The organism is Janthinobacterium sp. GW821-FHT03C10 (assembly GCF_059420865.1).
On record NZ_JBWKUN010000001.1, the window covers coordinates 611,287 to 627,897 of the forward strand.

A 16,611-nucleotide genomic window follows, 5' to 3' on the forward strand; every position below is an offset into this window, starting at 1 on the left:
CTATTGAAAATAGTAATATAATTGTATTTTATAAAATTGAGCATTTTAGCCGTCACACAGCGCCTGCGCTCCCTATACCAAGCAGGCCAGTATTTTCTGGTGCATGGGAGAAACAAATGACGACCCTTTTGGATGACATCCTGGCCACGTCGCAGCCGTGGTCGCAGCAACCGATTGCCGAATGGCGCGATATATTTCCTGCGCAACATGGTGCCAGCCTCGACGATTTCGTCGTGCGCGAATGCCGGCGGCGCGACGCGCACATGGACATGCGCAACGTGGTGGGCCAGACGGACCACTATGCGGGACAATCGTGGCGCGACGCGGTGCTGGAGCCGCAATACAGGCCGGGCAAGATGCGCGACGTCTTTGCCCAATTCGAGCGCAACCCCGACTATTATTTCAACGGTGAACTCGACAATGGCATCCAGCTCGGCTCCATCGATGGCGAGAATTGGTACACCGATGGCGGCGGCAATCACCGCACGGTGCTGGCGAAGTTCGCCTGCGACCGCATTGCGCGCCGGACGGGGCGGTATCCGCTGGTCAGCGGCGTGTCGACCAGCCACTATCAGCCGGACATGCAGGCCTGGTACCTGTTTTGCCAGCTGCGGGAACGCCACGCGGACCTGATTCAATTGTCCGTTACGCGTGAAGGTGGCGAAAGAACCGTTGTGGCAGGCGCGACGGAAGTCACCTGGCGCCTGCGGTTCTTCGTGCAGGATGGGCGTTTTGGCGGAATCGCGCGCGCCGAACATCTCGACGCTGCCCGCTTTTGCGCCTACGCCCGGCATGTACTGGCCCATGGCGGCAAGCCAAGCTGGCGCGACCGCGTGCTGCACCGCCTGGTCGGCGACCGGGACCGGCTGGTGTACCAGTCCCTGGCGTGAGCACGCCTATATAGATAGTGCAGGCCGGAGGAGGCGAGTCCTGCTCCGGCCCGCCTGGCGCCTTACGGCAAGGTTCTCAGCACGTTTTTCGTCGGCACGGAGAAGTTATAGCCATCGTGGCGGTCCCAGTTGATCGACCACGTCATCACGCCGCGGAAGTCCGGATACGCCTGCAGCGGCTTGATGGTGCCGCAGTTGAGCAGGCGCGTCAGGCAATTCAGGGCGTTGCTGACGTCGGCATTCGTCGTGAAGCCGGAGCCAGCCGAACTGCGGCCCGACGGCACGCCGAAGCCCACCTGGTCCGGACGCAGGCCGGCGAAGGTATTGCCGCCATAGTTAAAGCCCTCGATCAGCATGCGCGCCGTGGCCACCAGCTGGTCGGCCGAACCGGCCTTGATGGCGCCCGTGGCGTACGGCGTGTAGATGTCGCCGTTGTTGTAATACTGCGGGTGCAGGACCGTCAGCTCGCTGCGCAAGGCGTTGATGATGGGAATGTAGGCGCCCCAGATGCTGCCATAGCTCGTGTAGCCCCCTTCCACGTACACCCATTCCGGCGCCATCGACAGGTAAAAGCTGCTGCCGACCTTGGCTTTCAGGTTTTTCACGGCGATCGGCAGATACGTCTGGATGGCCGCGCCCTGCGCCACGCCGTTTTCCAGGTCCAGATCGATGCCGTCGAAGCCATATTTCGTGATGATGGCGTACAGGCTGTTGGTGAAATTCGTCGCTTCGGCCGTATTGCCGACGGAAACGGAACCGTTTTGCCCGCCCAGCGACAGGATGACCTTCTTGCCCTTGGCCCGCTTGGCGGCCACGTCGGCGATGAACTGCGCTTCCGTGCCCGCGCCCGGATCGATGGTCAGGCTGACATTGCCGCCACCCGCGTTGTCGCCGAACGAGACAACGATCACGTCCCACTCGTCGCTGACCTGGCTGATCGGATAGGTGGCGCCGCTGGGGTTGGTGAAGTTGTGCCAGTAGCCGATCAGCGCGTGCTTGGCCAGGCCGGTCGGCGTAGGCGTCGGGGTTGGTGTCGGCGTTGGGGTTGGCGTTGGGGTTGGGGTTGGCGTAGGAGTCGGTGTCGGTGTCGGGGTGGGCGTAGGCGTCGGGGTGGGCGTTGGGGTAGGAGTCGGCGTCGGCGTGCCGCAGTCTCCCACCACCGTCCAGGGCTGGCCGCTGCCGCCGCCGCCGCTGCTGGTCGACGGGTTATTGCCTTGCGTCCACCAGTTGGCCGTGTAATTGACGTTGTTGTAGCTGGCCTTGCCGCCGCCATTGTAGGCGGTGCCGCTGTTCCATGGCGTGTAGCAGGCGACCGCTTCGGTGGCGCCCGCCAGCAGCTGGCTCGCGCCTGCGCTGGAGCCGTCGCTGCCGCCGCCGCAAGCGGCCAACGTCCCGCCGAAGAGGGTAATGATGAGGGTATTCATGACTGTCCGGTTCATTGCATCTCCTTGTGTATTTTTTTCATGGCCGAGCCGGTTTATCACCGTCCGATTTTTCAGAGTGCAAGCATTGCAGGTGGTAGTCAACTGGTTTTATTCTTTGCGCAAGATCACAATACCAGTTGCGGACTTTCCCCTTCGAATGGGCGATGCGGGCCATACCAGTGCCTGTTTTCCGGTGCGCTGGTATGGTGTACGCAAGAGCGCCGGGAGCAGGGCGGGGAAGGGAGGAGGACGGCCGCGATGGCTAGGGTGCCAGCAAAGGACAGAAAACGTCGGCGATGCGCTAAAAGAAGCGCAGTGCGTGGATGCGAGTGGGTCATGCGGGTCTCCTGATTGCTCCTCCGATGTTGAGATTTCTCATTCAACATAGTTGGCAAGCACCTGATTTTATTGAAATTACATGGGCAGCAAACTGCCATGAGACAAGGCGATGGGCTGGCACTCATGGGGGCGTTTTTGTCTTTTTTCAAGCGCGCCGTGTTCCTTTAGTCAAAGAAAACCTGTAACTTCCTGCATGGCGGCGTGCCATGACGAAAGCGATAACGATGAAAAAGATATTGATACTGGGCGCAGGTGGACAGGTGGCGCAGTGGGTCATCCGCGCCTTCGCGGGCCGTGACAACATCGCCTTGACGCTGTTGCTGCGCAATCCCGGCAAGCTGCCAACGCCAGTCCCGGCCAACGGCAACGTGCTGGCCGGTGACGTGCTGGACCAGGCCTTGCTGCGGCAAACGATGCCCGGTCACGATGTGGTCTACGCCAATCTGGTGGGCGACGACATGGAAGCCCAGGCCAACAGCATCATCGCCGCCATGCGGGCCTCGGCCGTCGAACGCCTGATTTTCGTCCTGTCGATGGGCATCTACGATGAAGTTCCCGGCAAATTCGGCGAGTGGAACAACGCCATGCTGGCCGAAGACCTGAAACCATTCCGCCGCGCCGCCGACGCAATCGAAGCATCGGGCCTGGCATACACCATCGTGCGCCCAGCCTGGATGACGAACGAAGACGAAGTCGACTACGAACTGACCACGCGCCATGCGCCATTCAAAGGCACCGTGGTGTCGCGCAGGAGCGTAGCGGACCTGATCGCCAGCATCATCGAAACGCCAGACCTGCACATGCACGCCAACCTAGGCGTGAACAAACCGAACACGGACGGGGACAAGCCGTACTTCATGTAGCTTGTGCGCGACCGGCGACAGCGGCGCGCAAAGGGCCAAAATCGCATTTGCGATTGTATAAGTTCCAAAACGAGGGATTTGACAAATTCATCCATAACTTCGCATAATTTATATTATGTAAAATTGATGATGATAGGTTGGAGGTACTTCTGGTACTAATTATTGCACCAAAAAAATCGTTGTACCCCGCTCGTTGAGTGACGCTAACGCAGAACTTTTAGCGGGGTCTATAGAGGTACTTGCTCAGCAGCTAAATTAAGAGGTACAAATCCATGCACAAGTACCAAATCAGCCAAATGATTAAAATTAACACACAGCGTCCCAACTCGCCCGAAAATATCGTCTGTCCAAACAACAATTTGGCAGCTGCTATCAGACGCTGCTATCAGTCGGCTCGTAGAAGAATCTCTGAGATTCTGTAGCTCAAGCGATAGTTCACGACTCATCGAAACAATTTTATCGCGAGTATATAAATCATCTATGGTTGATTGGTCAGCCAACTCACCTATAAACTTTTCAGCCTCTAGCAAACTAGAATATCTAGACGGCTCAGATAAAATCATATGCACTGCTAGCAGTAGTTCAACTGCATGCGCCATTTGAGCGACGAAATTATCTACTGAGAAGCTAAGCACGCATTGAGACGACTGACTACCATTCTCACGGACGGCCTCAAAATCTAACTGAAGCACGTTCAACAATAGATGAAGGTTACTAAGCCTGGCAGATACAGCCTTGGTAAATCCAATGCTATCCGCAAACGAATCAGTCCAACTAACCGTGTGAGAAAAATTTAATGAAGAAATTTTCATCACGGGCATAGTAGCTATCTTTGTGGACTCAACTTTTGCCTGATGACCCTCCCCAAATATTGGGAGTACGCCATTGTATTGAGCCTTTACTTCAATTAAATCTACCTGAGGCTCTTGATGTGCAGCGAAAGTTTTCATCTTGCTTCTAGAACCATACGCTACTACTCCTTCCACCCCCTCCTTCATCAGAAGATAATCATTGCGACTATTCAAAATTAATATACTGTTTAATGCATTTTCCGAACATCGCAACAAGCTAGCTGCTTCCGACGTAGTTCCCAATGCAATTGCCAAGTTAGCCTGAACTTTTGGTTCGTTATGATTCAAATCTCTTTCTGTTGGATAAGGAACGGCGAGCCAACGCTGGTAATCAAGCGCTGCCCGTGATGCATGTAGACTTCCGCCGACAAGGTCAGATTGGATCATAACAACCCCTTGCGCTAGCCCAGCCTGAGTTCGATCACGTTTGACGTACTGTTGCCGCTGCACTTCCCGTCCAAATGGATACTCGCTTACTAACGCACCACCAGCTGCAAGAATCCTGTCAGCAAGTTTCTTATTGCGTGTAGGTGCGATCATTTGCAAGCCATGAGCAAGTACTGCGACAGTATGGCCGCCAGCATCAAGCGTAGCTTCGTGAGCAATACAATCACAGCCGATAGCCAATCCACTAACAACACTCCAATTCTCCTCAGCGAAGAATTGAGCAATCCGTTTTGCAATTACCTGCCCATGTGCGGTTGGCTCTCTTGTGCCAATAATCGCAACAGATTTATCAGGAGATTCTGCCAATGCACCGCGTATGAATAATAGCAATGGATCATCTTTTGTCGCCGCCAACAATTTAGGATAATTTGAATCAAGAACTGATATTATTTTGGCGTCGTATAAAGTAGCATCTTTTATCTGCCTCTCCGCAGCCTCTTGCGCTAATTCCCAAGCCGATGAAACATTCAGTGCCCGTGCAATTGGCGCACTCTCTGCAGCCAAGCCTTCAATTGAAAGGTGCCCGAATCCAGGTAAGCTAATGACCTTTTTAAGCGTAGCTGGTCCAACTCCCGCTAAAAATGAGAGTGCAAGAAGATGCTTTGTGGATTCGGAAATTACATTCATTTTAATATATCACCAACATTCTTTGCCATTGATAAAAGTTTAACGGTGGTGGCGCCAGCATCAACCAGATATTTATTCGAATAAATAAGAGATGCGCCCGTAGTTACGACGTCGTCAATAATTAAGAATCCTACTCTTGGACCAATCAACTCTGGTTGCTGGACAAACAGATGATCGTGGACGTTAGCGAAACGTTCTTCTCGGGTAAGGCGATCATTGTGCTGCGACCGCACTCCCGGCTTGTATGCCAACAAATTTGGCTGACATGTCACTTTCAAATTAGAAATTGGACTCGCTTGTATCGAAGTTGTCAGCTGTGTCAAAAAATTCTCCAGCCTAGCCGTTCGCCCAGGGCGGTGAGGAACGGTAGCAACGATCACTTCCGACTGAAAAAAAGAAGAAAAATTGCTTTCGATGAAACTTCGTACTGTAGTAACCCATTCCACTGGAAAAATGTTAGATTCTTTGTTTGCTTCAATCGACTGAGTCAAAGTATGCCATTGTCTACGATATTGTACAGAATCGTAGTTGGCGAAGGAGCGACCGCACACATAAATCTGATACGGGCTAGTGCTCTTAGGAAGAAAGTGTCCTAATTTGTCGAAGCGCGGAGGCCTTGTCGCCTGAAAATTCGGCACCAACTCCCTTTCTAGTATGGGTAAAAAGTCCGTCGGATTTGACAAAACGTCAAGAATTTGCGCCGGAGCGTCAATGATTGCATCAGGGACATGCTCTAAAGCCCCCCAATGCGCATACTCAAATTTGTATGGCCAAGCTCCCTTGTCTAATGCTACAACACAACCACAGTTGTACGCAGACCGAACATCTGTGTCGTTATCTCCGACAAGAATAGTACGTGGCAAAGATGGTCCGTTATACATGTTGAAAGCGCGCAATACATTGTCAATCCCCTCACCATAGGGCTTGGTTTTTTGTACATCTTCGTATGCAACCACGATGTCCCATACAAATCCAGGATAAGCCCATTCCAGAGCGGTAGCCGCATAACTTTTCGGAGACCTAGTAAAAATACCCAGCTTCATGAGCGGGAACCTCGTACGAATTTGCTGCAACAAGTCAATGCTATAAATATGCCGATCTTCGCGTCCATCGAGGCCATCTCGTACAGATTGCAGGTACGCTGCAGAATTATTATTTTTACCAGATTCGCGCAATTCTTTAATGTCATTTGTACGGATGAGTGTTTCATCTAAATCAAACAGGCAAATATCAAACATTTTTGCATCCTCAAAAGTAATAAACTAGCATTGCCGCAAATATGGCAATTCCCCAAAAAAAAGAAGATTTCCACATAAATACTACCGTATACTTACTGTGAAAATGAAGTTTATAATTTTGAAATATGCATTTCTTGACTAGATGAAGAAAATTTCGCACGTAGCGTTGTTTAAATGTTGAAATTCACAAATATTAACTTGACAATCCAATTAGAAATCGAAATCACCGCGTTTGGCACGTTCGCAAATTCCATGACAACGAAATTCGTCTCTAAAACATCGCTCACAGACTCGTAATCTTAGGCAATATCGAGCTTGCTGTACCGCCCATTTTGGCACACCAAGCATGTACATGAAGTCGCCCAGCATTCTGGTCCGGTTGACTGCCCGCCAGTTAGTCCGCCTGGAATTTCGAATAATCCAGTACTGATTGCGAAATTCATCTTCTATCTGCTCAAGTATCCGCAGTGAATTAGCGTCAAAATTTGCCATATCACTCCCTCCTCCCCATCAACGTCAAGGTGGAGTAATTGTCAGAACGGACAATCGTCCACCACTTGTGGTAATCCGGGCGCGGTCGCCAGGTACACGACGCCGAGATTGTTGTTGCACCAAGTCTGCAAGCCGTCCATGCAATGGCCGGAAAGCGCCTGAAATGCGACCTGCGCAGCGCGCAGCATGTTTGTACAAAACGGCACCCGCCATACGTCCACTTCCGGCACCACGATGCCCCTGGAGCGGAAGTAGCGTTTCTGGTCGAGCGCCCTGCATTGCATTTCCTTGCCGCAGTATTTCGCTATGTAACTGGCAAGCTTGTGCGCCCCGCGCACGCCGAAGCCAAAACGGTTCGGGTCGCGAACGTGGACTTGGCCCATCTGTTCACCGTTCGGGCCACGCCCCAGGATGCTTTGCCAGATCGAGCGCAGCAATGCATACATTTGCCTCCCCGCGACGGCCACATGGAAATGCAAAGCGCCACGGGCCTGTTCCTCAATCACCGCCACATAATGAAATTGTTTATGCTTACCAAGTTTTCGACAAAACGCCTTCCAGTGTTTTAATGCAAGTTCACGGTCCAGCATGTTTTCTCTGTAGGTCAACGTCACCATGCGATCGGCACCGATTTGCTTACAGCAAAGTCGTACATTCTTTTTTGCGCGCCTGCCTGCATCGTCGTCATTCGCCTCGCGCTGGCTCGATTCGCCGCGTTTTGCCCGTGGTTTGCGCTGTAGCGCTGGACCGATAAAGAAGCGTTCCTTAACGACAGTGACTTCGCACTGTCCGTCTGGAAATATACGGCGCCGTGCCGTGTAGGTATCGTTCCAGGTATTCTTAATACCATCATCGTTCCAATAGCTGGGCCTGCTTATATCAATATCTTGCTCAGCAGAAGAGAAATCTATTGACGAAATCGTGCCTTCATCATCTAATTCATTCATTCGGTACTCCTGTGTGGCAGGGTTATCGAAGGCTCCAAGCATTTTGCCGATGCTTGGAGTTTTTTTATGAAAAGAAAGAATTAAGTTCTTTAATACAAGTGCCGAATCTCCTGTGGTGTGCTTAAGTGTCCCTAATATAAATTTAGGCCGCCTTGCGGCGGCCGCCGCTGCAAGCAGCGCGACCGCCATTCGTTGCCTACTGATAATGTTGTCTTCATGGATGGGGCCTGTATTCGACGTGTGACACCTGAGAAATAAATAGAGGTAAAGTCTGCCCGCTAAAACTTTTTAAACTATGCGGGCCAGCCGCATCACATACCCACTCAGTTAATGAGCTGTTACCCCAACATCCACAGCCGATTCCTGACGCCCAAAAGATTTTGCCCGCCATGCGGGCCGCTTGTGCTGTCAAGGCCATCCCAGGCCGCTAATTGAGTGCGGAGGCCACGCGGGCGCTGAGGATCAGCACAAGGTCCGTATGCGAGTCGGAAGACGTGCCACCGCCCCAGGAGCGCGGCAGAAAGGAGAATCCACTGTGCGCCGTAGACGAGCGCGTGTCGTCCAGTCCGCCAATAATCACCACTTCGCCATCGGCTATGGTCACAGAGGTTTTCACCTGGCGCTTAAGCAGCGTGGGCGAACCCGTTACGCCATTGACGGTGGATTGAAAGGACGATACTTGCCCGTCGACGGCCAGCGACAGGCGCCCAGGGCCAGCGGCACGCGGCGTTACATCGAGAATCACGCCAGATGGCCGGTAGACGATGTTTTGCACGGCGTTGCCCTGATTGTCGCGCCCCGAACTGGCGATGGTGGGCGTTTCATCCCCGACTGTCAGCAATAAGTGTTCCGCTTCATCGCCCAGGACACGCGAATTCGACACCTGCTTAAAGCGGCCGTCAGCACGCAGCGCGTCAAGCACCAGCTGGAAGCCGCCCGCCGACACACTCAGCGAACCAGTGGACGTAGAGAATGCCGCGCCAAACCGAGCGGCCAGCGTAGAGGCGACCAGCGACAAGCCCCTTGAGGTGGAGTCGGAGCGCAGCACCTCGACAAACGACGCGGATACCTCGACGGTGCGGCCCCGCTCATCGAGCGATTCGAGCAAGCGGCGCGCATCGGCTGATCGTGCGGCGGGCACGGAGAGCGCCACGACGACACCGGCCAGCCGCGCATACGGCGCACCGAAGGCCGCATTGAGGGCCGCGACAAGGAATTCGGCGGGCCGGTGGCGCGGCGAATAAAGCTCGACCACATCGAAGGCGGCGCCGTCGCGTTCAGGCAGTGAGCCAGCGGTAGAAGCGGAAGCAAGGGCTGCTTGCGGTAAGTCGGGCGCGGCTTTATCAGCGCTGGCGGGCGCCATTTCCAGGTAATACACGCCGTCCTTGATGCGTGTTCGGATACCCTGCGCCCTCAACAGCCCGTCGACAAACGCGGGCACCTCTTCGACAGGCAAGGATTTGATGTTGATGCTGAATTGCCTATCAAGGGCCAGCACTTCCGGCGCAATCACATAGTCGCGCATCAGCAGGTTTTTATACGTCGCCTGCATAAAGGCTACAACAGGCACCGCGGCAAAATTGAGGGTAATGGTGGACGGTCCTAGCGGCTGCGCCGCAATGGGCAGCGAAGCTGCAAGAAAAATCATTGAAAAAAGCAGAACCTTTAACAGCCGATTCATTGCACACCTCCCCTCACCCATAAGTCTGGCGCGATTTGCGCCTCATACCCGCCCGGAAAAACCTTGAATTGCTGCGGCTGGAAAATCACCCGGCCGTCTGAAAGGAGCAAGGTAATCGCGCCCCCGTGATTGAAATAACCGCGCGCGGTGACGGTGGTGGAAAAGGTACGCGTGTCTTGCACTGGGGCGGCGGCGACAGCTGCGGACGCGCCGGATGCAGGGTCATGCAGGCCTTTGCCGCTAATCGTGCGCGTCAAAGTGGAATAGGCGCGGGGAACAAACACCACGCCGAGAGCCACGGCCAGCAGGGGGATAAAGACCCATATCGGCAAGCGAAAGCGCTGTTTGGTGTGGACTTCGGCCGACTTGTACCAGGCATAGGCCTTTTTCGGATAGGCCCAGTAACTCTTGACTGCATTCTTGAGCCCACCAAGGCCATCGTTGCACGCATCAAATTCGTAGACCATCGCACGCTGGCCACCGAACAGGCGACGGAAGTGCTTATGCTTGCCGACCAGGGCGCGCACCGAGCCGTCCATCAGTTTGGGATGTTGCGTGGTCAACCAAATATCGAACCCGTTGTGCCGGTGGACATTCAGCCAAGCGACATGCGGCAGCGGTTTTGATTGGGTGGAGCGTGGCGGAAACGCGCACTGGCATTCGTCGATAATGACGAGGGAGCCATGGGGCATGGCTTGCCAATCCGGGATGACCTCCGATAGTCCCAACTGCCCAACGGATACGGAGAGCAGCGGCATGGCAGCATGCGGAAGGGCTAGTTCAGGGATACCGTGCACGAAAATCGGCCGGGCCTCTTCAGGATGGCGCTCCCACCGGCCCACAAGCGCGGCCAGTTGCTGAACCATGGAGAGCGTTTTGCCCGAGCCGGGCACGCCAGTGTTTAGCTCGATCATGACGCATCCCGGCTGTCAGCTAGATTTCAGCACATAGCGTGCCGCGCCGACGCTGGCCCACATGGCCACACGCGCCACATACGCGCCAAACAGCATGCCAAGCGACTCAGGAATGCCGGACAAAGAACATAGCTGCAGAACGGCCAGGGGAATCGTTGACCAGCTGGCCTGCGCCGAGGCGATCAGCTGATTGACCAGCTCAGTCACGCCGGTGAAGACCACCGCCGTAAAGCCTAGCGCAATGATGGCCTTGACGACCAGAGGGCCGATCAGGGCCAGTAACCAAGCGGCAAGTTGCGTCATGATTTCAATCCCCGCATAAAGATAATCGCCGCGCCCGCAGCTGCGCAGGCCAGGAACAGCGGACGCAACTTTGTCATCAAGTCGCACATTGGCATGAAGGTAATCAGGCGCGGCCCGTACATATCAAAAGTGATCGGTGCCGGACAGGATGCGGACGAAGCGAAGGTAAGCGGCGTGAAGGTAACGGGCACGTTCTGGCGCGGGATGACGTCGGCAACGGGCGGCACGTCCAGTTCCGCGCACCCTGCCCTGCGCGGATTGTCCTGGCATGCGTTACGCATCGCCTTGATATCGGCGGCAATCGCTTGCTGCGTCGGTTCGCGGTTGTAGTCTGTTGGAAGATTGGTAGTGGCCGGAACGACTGGCGGCACATTCAAATTTGAGTTTTCTGTCGTTGTTGTGGTGGTAGGCGGGTTCGACGTTGATTGCCCGGTGTTGTTTGTCACCGTGGTGGTGGTCACGTTTTGTGTATTGTAGGTAATGCTGGTGGCGGCGCCGCTACCTGACTGTGTCGGCGTGATCGTGGTTTTTTCTTGCGTCGTTTTAGTCTGCGGCACGCCGCTTGCATCGGTGTAGTTCTGCACGGAAGTTGTCGTTTGCGGCGTGCTGACCGGTGGCGCATTCATCGTAGTTTGCGACGTGGTCGGCATCATCACATCGACAGGAACGCCAGGCTTGCCATTGGCGCGTGCAATTTCATTGACGGCTTCCGCCGCATCCCAGGCACGCTTGGCAGCAGCCGCACCGGTTGTTGGCGAGGCGAAGGCTTCGGCAAGTGTTGCGTCAATATCGGCATCGGTGGCAGGAGCGGAACCCGTTTGGTTGACACAGCCGAGCGGTGACAAGACTGCGCCAGAAGGGCAAACAACATTGTCGGGTTTCACTTGTGGAACATATGTATTGTGAAAACCGACCTCAACACAAAAGGTTCCAAGATTGGGAACAACAGCCGGCTTGTAGACACGAGGATTCCCGGCCGATGAAACTATCGGGCCATAAGCCTCGCAAACGGCAGCTGGAGAGGCCCCCGTCAGATAGGGGCCTGATATGGTGACAAACTGCCCACTTATAGGCGCGACAACCGTATTTTGCGCAACTTTGCATAGAAAGTCTGGCGGAGGGCACGGCGCCAGACCGGAATCTTTAACGACGTTGTAGATTTCCCATGCTGTGAGCGCCAACCCGACAGGGCCAGACAACCCACGTGCCAGCTTAAATGCACGGCCCGCAGCGATGGCAACATTAGGCTTGCTAATCAAGGTACTCAAAGAAACAGGAATCTTGATGTGGACGCCATTTTTAACGGCGATGGCAACGCCGTTGGCGTTCACGGACACGCCTGCATTCGATCCTGATGTGGAACCATTAGCCACAGCGAAACCGGTCTGACCTGCCGGGAAATAGGCGGAATATGGCCCTGCCACATTGCTTGGAGGGAGCAAGACCGTGCCTTGCGCATGGGCTGGCGGAATCCACAGCGCCAGTAACGATAAGGCAACAATACAAAGAATTTGAATTATTTTCATTTCTCAGCCCTCGACCATTCAAGGAACGAATAAACTTTGTAAGCGCTCCAGCAAAGAACAACCGCAGTGAGGGCGGCACCAAACACATGCATACCGGCGCTGACAATGGAATCGTTCTGGCATGGGGGAAAATCGATATGGTGGACGGCTGACACGGTGATCGCAGCGGCGCCGGTAGTTGGCGTGGTGGTAATGCGAAGCATGAGTCCACCGTCTGGCGTGGCCGAAGTACAGCTGGCCGATTGAATCCCGCTACCGTCAGCTAGCACGATGGTAGCGGGTGGAAATGCGGCACAGGCGGCAACCGCAGCATCCGCTGTACTAGCGTAACACCACGGGCCGACCTGATAGGCCATGTTACCCGCCCGCTTTCTTGCTGATGAACGAGTACACCTTGGTCACGCCAAAAATGGCGACGCTCAAGGCAATCAGCGCGCCGATCACGGCGAGAATTGCCGTTTGCGCTTCGGTAATGCCAGCGGTCATGGCTGCGGTATCAACGGCCGCGAAAGCAGGTACGGAAGATACTGCTGTCAGCACCGCAGGAACAACCGTTTTCAACGACATCATTTTTTTCAACATGATGACTCCCCTTCCCTTCTTATGCCGGAGATCGCCGGCGCGATTCGGCAAAATGCCGTAAAACAAGTTGATTAGGTGGCGGCAGCCGGCGCGCTCGATGCGTGGCGATGCGATGGCCGTTGTGGCTCGTCTTTGATTGCTTCGATGGAGAACACTTCGGCGCCCACGCGCTTATCCCGGGAAATGGCAACGTCAAACTCCACCTCATACGTGCCTGGCACTGTGTCTTTGAATTTTTCAGGCAGCAGCAGCTCACCGACGAGCGGTTCAACGAGATTGGTGGCGCGATTGATCTTGTGCACGATGCACTGCGCCATCCTCATGTCGTAATCGTTGCCCGTTTTTTTTGAACGACCAGCAACTTGAGTGATGTGGAGGATCTGGATAGTGTGTTTCATGGCTTGCTCCTTTTTCGCCCGCTAGAGCGATTGATGAAATGCCGGATTGGCGTGAAAAGTCAGAGGTAAACGCACTGCTATCGAGGAAGATTGATAGCGGGAAAGCTCTTCAATCACTGCATCGAGCTTTGCTATCTCTGCAAGTTGCAGATCAATCTGGTGCGTGAGGTCCGCTGGAAGCAAAGGAAGAAGAGCAAGCTGCTCCTGCCCTTCGGCACGGCGCGACAGGAGCGCCAAAATGGATTCGTTCACAGCGTCATCACTCAGGACAAATTGGCTAGCCATACTGCCCCCCGATTTCGCCCACTAGAGCGATTTGAAATATCTACGAATGTGCTAGGATGAAGAAAGGTACTAGACGAACCACTACTCCGCTTGTACCAATACAAGGTACTACTCCAAATGGAGTAACTCAAATGGATATTAGCTATGAAATATTCTGAATTGATAGAGTTGGCACTTAAGGGGCGTTCGGTTAATTCAATGGCCAGAACGTGGGGCGTTCCACAACCTACTCTCGCGAAATATATGCAGGGAAATAGATTGCCAGACTATGATCTTGCCCTAAAGATTGCTATTGAGGCTGGCGTGGAGCCAGGTGAGGCATTCGTTACTCTGGCTGAGGAGCAACGAAATTTGAAGTCCAAGAACTTCAAGTTACAACGAGGTTTTGTACAAACGGACCTGCTCCTTGCTATGGGAACGTGCGGAATAAGTGTTCTTGTATTTATATTATGTAAAATACCAAAGCAGTGCAGAATCAAAAGCGCGCTTTCAGTTCGCCGAAGTACGCCAACAGCATTGTGAGTATCCCCGCGACAGCATTCTAGGGCTACGACGAACGTTCGCTGAAAGGCCGGCGGCCATTGCGTATCGTTGCATCGAGCCAGTTCTCCTCGATTGCCGCCACATATTTACGATTGGCATCCTGCTCAACAAAACGCATCACATCGGCGCTCTCCCAGGCGATGGGGAAATCGAGCACCCTGGCCAGCCAGCGCAAATAATGGAGTTTATGCAGAAAAAAAGCTTCGTAATCGATGAAATGGACTACATGCGGGCTATTCATCAAATGCGCATAATAATAATCCTGCGCCATGCCCAGAGTCACCTGGCCTCCCACGCGCTGCTGCTGAACGGCATTGATATTCTGGTCCCTGACCACGATGGCGATCTCGACCTTGATACCGAATGATGCGGCCCGGTCCGCGACTTCCCGTATCCTGGGCAAATAGCGCGTGCCGTCATAAAAAAATGGACAGCTGACATTGGCGAGAAAATACTGAGCCTCCGCAAATGCCTGTTCATCCAGGCGCCCCGGATGGACCCAGTATTCGGCAAACGGCTCCTCATCGCTGGGCACCCAGTATTTCTCCTTCAGCGCCGTCCAGCCCTGCACGGCGGGATGCATGCTCAATATCCGGCTAAATAGATGATTGCCCGCCCCTTGCGGTCCCGTCAGGATTAATAATTTTTTAGTGTTCATGATTCGGCTGCCCGCGCTGTTGGCCAATATAGGTGCGCACTTTCAGGGCATTGACTTCATCCGTCGGACCGCAGCCCGAATCGGGAGCAAATACAAATAGAACGACCGGTACATCGCCGGTTATGAAATTATGCAATTCGTTCCTTCTCATGAAGAATGCGCTCCCCTCCTCCACATTAAACATTTCCTTGTTATTCAATTCCACCTTTCCATTACCAGAAAGAATCAATCCCACGCGATGACTCGGGTGTGTATGCAAGGTCTGATACATATTCGACGGAAAATGCACATAATTCACGACAGGATCCCCCAATCTTCCGGGATTAATCGCCGTAGTATTCGTCCCACCATCCATATAACTAAGATTTCCGATATCCAGATTCTTCTGCGTAAAATAACGCTGCTCTTCAAGTCTGAGTCCCGGATAACGGACGACAAACGCGCTGGCATTCATGCCGCAACTTACCTCATATTCCGTTTCAGCGCTGATCGCCAGGGCCCCATGCACGCCCTTAAAATCGACCTCTTGGCTGGAATAATTCGCATTCCTGAGCAATATATAATCCGTACCACTGGAGACAAACTGGCGCCGCTGTCCGGGAGCAATCGGGAATATATTAAACGGCCACCGGTCGGCAATAGAAATATCCGAACTTATTTTAATCATTTTCTTATCTCCACAGGAAAGGTATACCATCGACGTCCCCTTCTGCCCGATTCCCGAACAATTATTGAGCACCCATGGATAACCGAACGGAGACGATGCAGGGCGCCCATTACCGGCACCACCGGGGGCCGCCCGGAAGCCATGGGCAGCCGGGCGGCCTGCCTGCATCGGAACGCTTACCAGCCATAGGCCTCTTCAACCAGCTGCCTGGCCGCTGGTGCCGCAGCGGTATTGTGGCAACTGATCTCGAACAGGTCCCTGCGCATTTTCTTGATCAACCCTTCTGCATAAGCCTGGTCGGCTTCTGTTTTAAGTAGCTGTTCCAGCTTCATGCCACCGATATTGGCGTGAAACCCTTCGTCCTTGGCAATTTTTGCATATGTCCGGCGAATGAATTCGTCGTCGATGCAATTGGCCATTTCACTCCAGACGGCTTCTGCGCGGCCCTCGGCTACCAGCTGGTATGCAGCCAGGGCAATCGGATCAGTTTCGGCTTCGTATTTTTTCAGCAAGTCAGCGCCCTTTGCCGTCGGCTTGGCTGCTTCGGCAGCGATAGCCGCCTCGACATTCAGGGGTTTTCCCGTGATATGTTCGATCACGTCCTTGACCATGCGGAAATGATTTGCTTCGTCGTGCGCCTGCTTGGTGAGCAGTTGCAATTCCTCGACAGACGTGTCGGCCGGCAGCCTGGCCACGCTTTGCGCAATTTCCACCATATTCAGGCGTTCATTGACCATACGGCCGATGAAATGGTCGACCATTTCATCCTGCGATGGCTTGGAGTCAAAATAAGCCCGCACATTAATTTGACTGGCCTTGAAAAGCGATTGATTATTTTTTTTCAAACCTGCAACGAATTCTTTTGACGATAACATTTGATTCTCCTTGAATGATTCATTAAAAACCCATTTTCAAAAATAAACCAAAAATACAAAA

17 protein-coding genes are annotated in these 16,611 nt (G+C 53.7%); 3 read left to right on the top strand and 14 right to left on the bottom strand.

Annotated elements, in window-relative coordinates; translation table 11 throughout:
* Window positions 1-116 precede the first annotated feature (116 nt).
* Entirely contained in the window at window positions 117-890 is a 774-nt protein-coding gene (locus AC07VH_RS02415) for a hypothetical protein (protein ID WP_494786642.1), read from the top strand.
* A 62-nt stretch (window positions 891-952) separates the two neighbouring features.
* On the opposite strand, the gene AC07VH_RS02420 is transcribed toward AC07VH_RS02415, so the two are convergent.
* A complete protein-coding gene (locus AC07VH_RS02420) occupies window positions 953-2,314 on the bottom strand; it encodes a chitinase (protein WP_494786643.1) in 1,362 nt (453 codons plus the stop codon).
* Window positions 2,315-2,859: 545 nt separating this feature from the next.
* Here AC07VH_RS02420 and AC07VH_RS02425 point away from each other — a divergent pair.
* Complete coding sequence (locus tag AC07VH_RS02425) at window positions 2,860-3,516, top strand: SDR family oxidoreductase (protein ID WP_494786644.1); 657 nt, start codon at window positions 2,860-2,862, stop codon at window positions 3,514-3,516.
* Between the two features lie 227 nt (window positions 3,517-3,743).
* Here the strand turns inward: AC07VH_RS02425 and AC07VH_RS02430 are convergent, their stop codons facing one another.
* The 10 genes from AC07VH_RS02430 to AC07VH_RS02475 form a co-directional block, all read right to left on the bottom strand.
* Entirely contained in the window at window positions 3,744-5,441 is a 1,698-nt protein-coding gene (locus AC07VH_RS02430; protein ID WP_494786645.1) for a DNA-processing protein DprA, read from the bottom strand.
* Entirely contained in the window at window positions 5,438-6,679 is a 1,242-nt protein-coding gene (locus tag AC07VH_RS02435) for an HAD hydrolase-like protein (protein ID WP_494786646.1), read from the bottom strand. Before AC07VH_RS02435 ends, AC07VH_RS02430 begins: the two co-directional genes overlap by 4 nt.
* 533 nt (window positions 6,680-7,212) lie before the next feature.
* Window positions 7,213-8,307 carry a rolling circle replication-associated protein gene (locus tag AC07VH_RS02440; RefSeq protein WP_494786647.1) on the bottom strand — a complete coding sequence of 365 codons (1,095 nt, stop codon included), beginning with the start codon at window positions 8,305-8,307 and terminating at the stop codon, window positions 7,213-7,215.
* A 238-nt stretch (window positions 8,308-8,545) separates the two neighbouring features.
* Window positions 8,546-9,799: a type II secretion system protein GspD gene (locus AC07VH_RS02445; protein ID WP_494786648.1), complete on the bottom strand. Its 1,254-nt coding sequence runs from the start codon at window positions 9,797-9,799 to the stop codon at window positions 8,546-8,548.
* The gene (locus AC07VH_RS02450; RefSeq protein WP_494786649.1) at window positions 9,796-10,713 is read right to left on the bottom strand and encodes a zonular occludens toxin domain-containing protein; all 918 of its coding nucleotides are present in this window, start codon (window positions 10,711-10,713) and stop codon (window positions 9,796-9,798) included. The genes AC07VH_RS02445 and AC07VH_RS02450 overlap by 4 nt, the downstream gene beginning before the upstream one ends.
* Before the next feature lie 15 nt (window positions 10,714-10,728).
* Window positions 10,729-11,016, bottom strand: a complete 288-nt coding sequence (locus tag AC07VH_RS02455; RefSeq protein ID WP_494786650.1) for a DUF2523 domain-containing protein — start codon at window positions 11,014-11,016, stop codon at window positions 10,729-10,731.
* Complete coding sequence (locus AC07VH_RS02460; protein WP_494786651.1) at window positions 11,013-12,542, bottom strand: virulence factor TspB C-terminal domain-related protein; 1,530 nt, start codon at window positions 12,540-12,542, stop codon at window positions 11,013-11,015. The genes AC07VH_RS02455 and AC07VH_RS02460 overlap by 4 nt, the downstream gene beginning before the upstream one ends.
* Window positions 12,543-12,899: 357 nt before the next feature.
* A complete protein-coding gene (locus AC07VH_RS02465) occupies window positions 12,900-13,124 on the bottom strand; it encodes a hypothetical protein (protein ID WP_494786652.1) in 225 nt (74 codons plus the stop codon).
* 71 nt (window positions 13,125-13,195) lie between these two features.
* Window positions 13,196-13,522 (bottom strand): hypothetical protein, encoded by a 327-nt coding sequence (locus AC07VH_RS02470; protein WP_494786653.1) that lies wholly within the window; start codon window positions 13,520-13,522, stop codon window positions 13,196-13,198.
* 21 nt (window positions 13,523-13,543) lie between these two features.
* On the bottom strand, window positions 13,544-13,807 hold the full coding sequence (locus AC07VH_RS02475; RefSeq protein ID WP_494786654.1) for a hypothetical protein: 264 nt from the start codon (window positions 13,805-13,807) through the stop codon (window positions 13,544-13,546).
* A 144-nt stretch (window positions 13,808-13,951) separates the two neighbouring features.
* Between AC07VH_RS02475 and AC07VH_RS02480 the strand changes: the two genes are divergently transcribed.
* Window positions 13,952-14,329 carry a hypothetical protein gene (locus tag AC07VH_RS02480; protein WP_494786655.1) on the top strand — a complete coding sequence of 126 codons (378 nt, stop codon included), beginning with the start codon at window positions 13,952-13,954 and terminating at the stop codon, window positions 14,327-14,329.
* A 25-nt stretch (window positions 14,330-14,354) separates the two neighbouring features.
* Here the strand turns inward: AC07VH_RS02480 and AC07VH_RS02485 are convergent, their stop codons facing one another.
* Genes AC07VH_RS02485 through AC07VH_RS02495 form a run of 3 tightly spaced genes read right to left on the bottom strand, consistent with a single transcriptional unit; the run spans window position 14,355 to window position 16,550 of the window.
* The gene (locus AC07VH_RS02485; protein WP_494786656.1) at window positions 14,355-15,008 is read right to left on the bottom strand and encodes a hypothetical protein; all 654 of its coding nucleotides are present in this window, start codon (window positions 15,006-15,008) and stop codon (window positions 14,355-14,357) included.
* A complete protein-coding gene (locus AC07VH_RS02490) occupies window positions 14,998-15,843 on the bottom strand; it encodes a cupin domain-containing protein (RefSeq protein ID WP_489627311.1) in 846 nt (281 codons plus the stop codon). Before AC07VH_RS02490 ends, AC07VH_RS02485 begins: the two co-directional genes overlap by 11 nt.
* A gap of 8 nt (window positions 15,844-15,851) precedes the next feature.
* Window positions 15,852-16,550, bottom strand: coding sequence for a ferritin-like domain-containing protein (locus AC07VH_RS02495; protein WP_494786657.1), 699 nt, complete (start codon window positions 16,548-16,550; stop codon window positions 15,852-15,854).
* Window positions 16,551-16,611 lie beyond the last annotated feature (61 nt).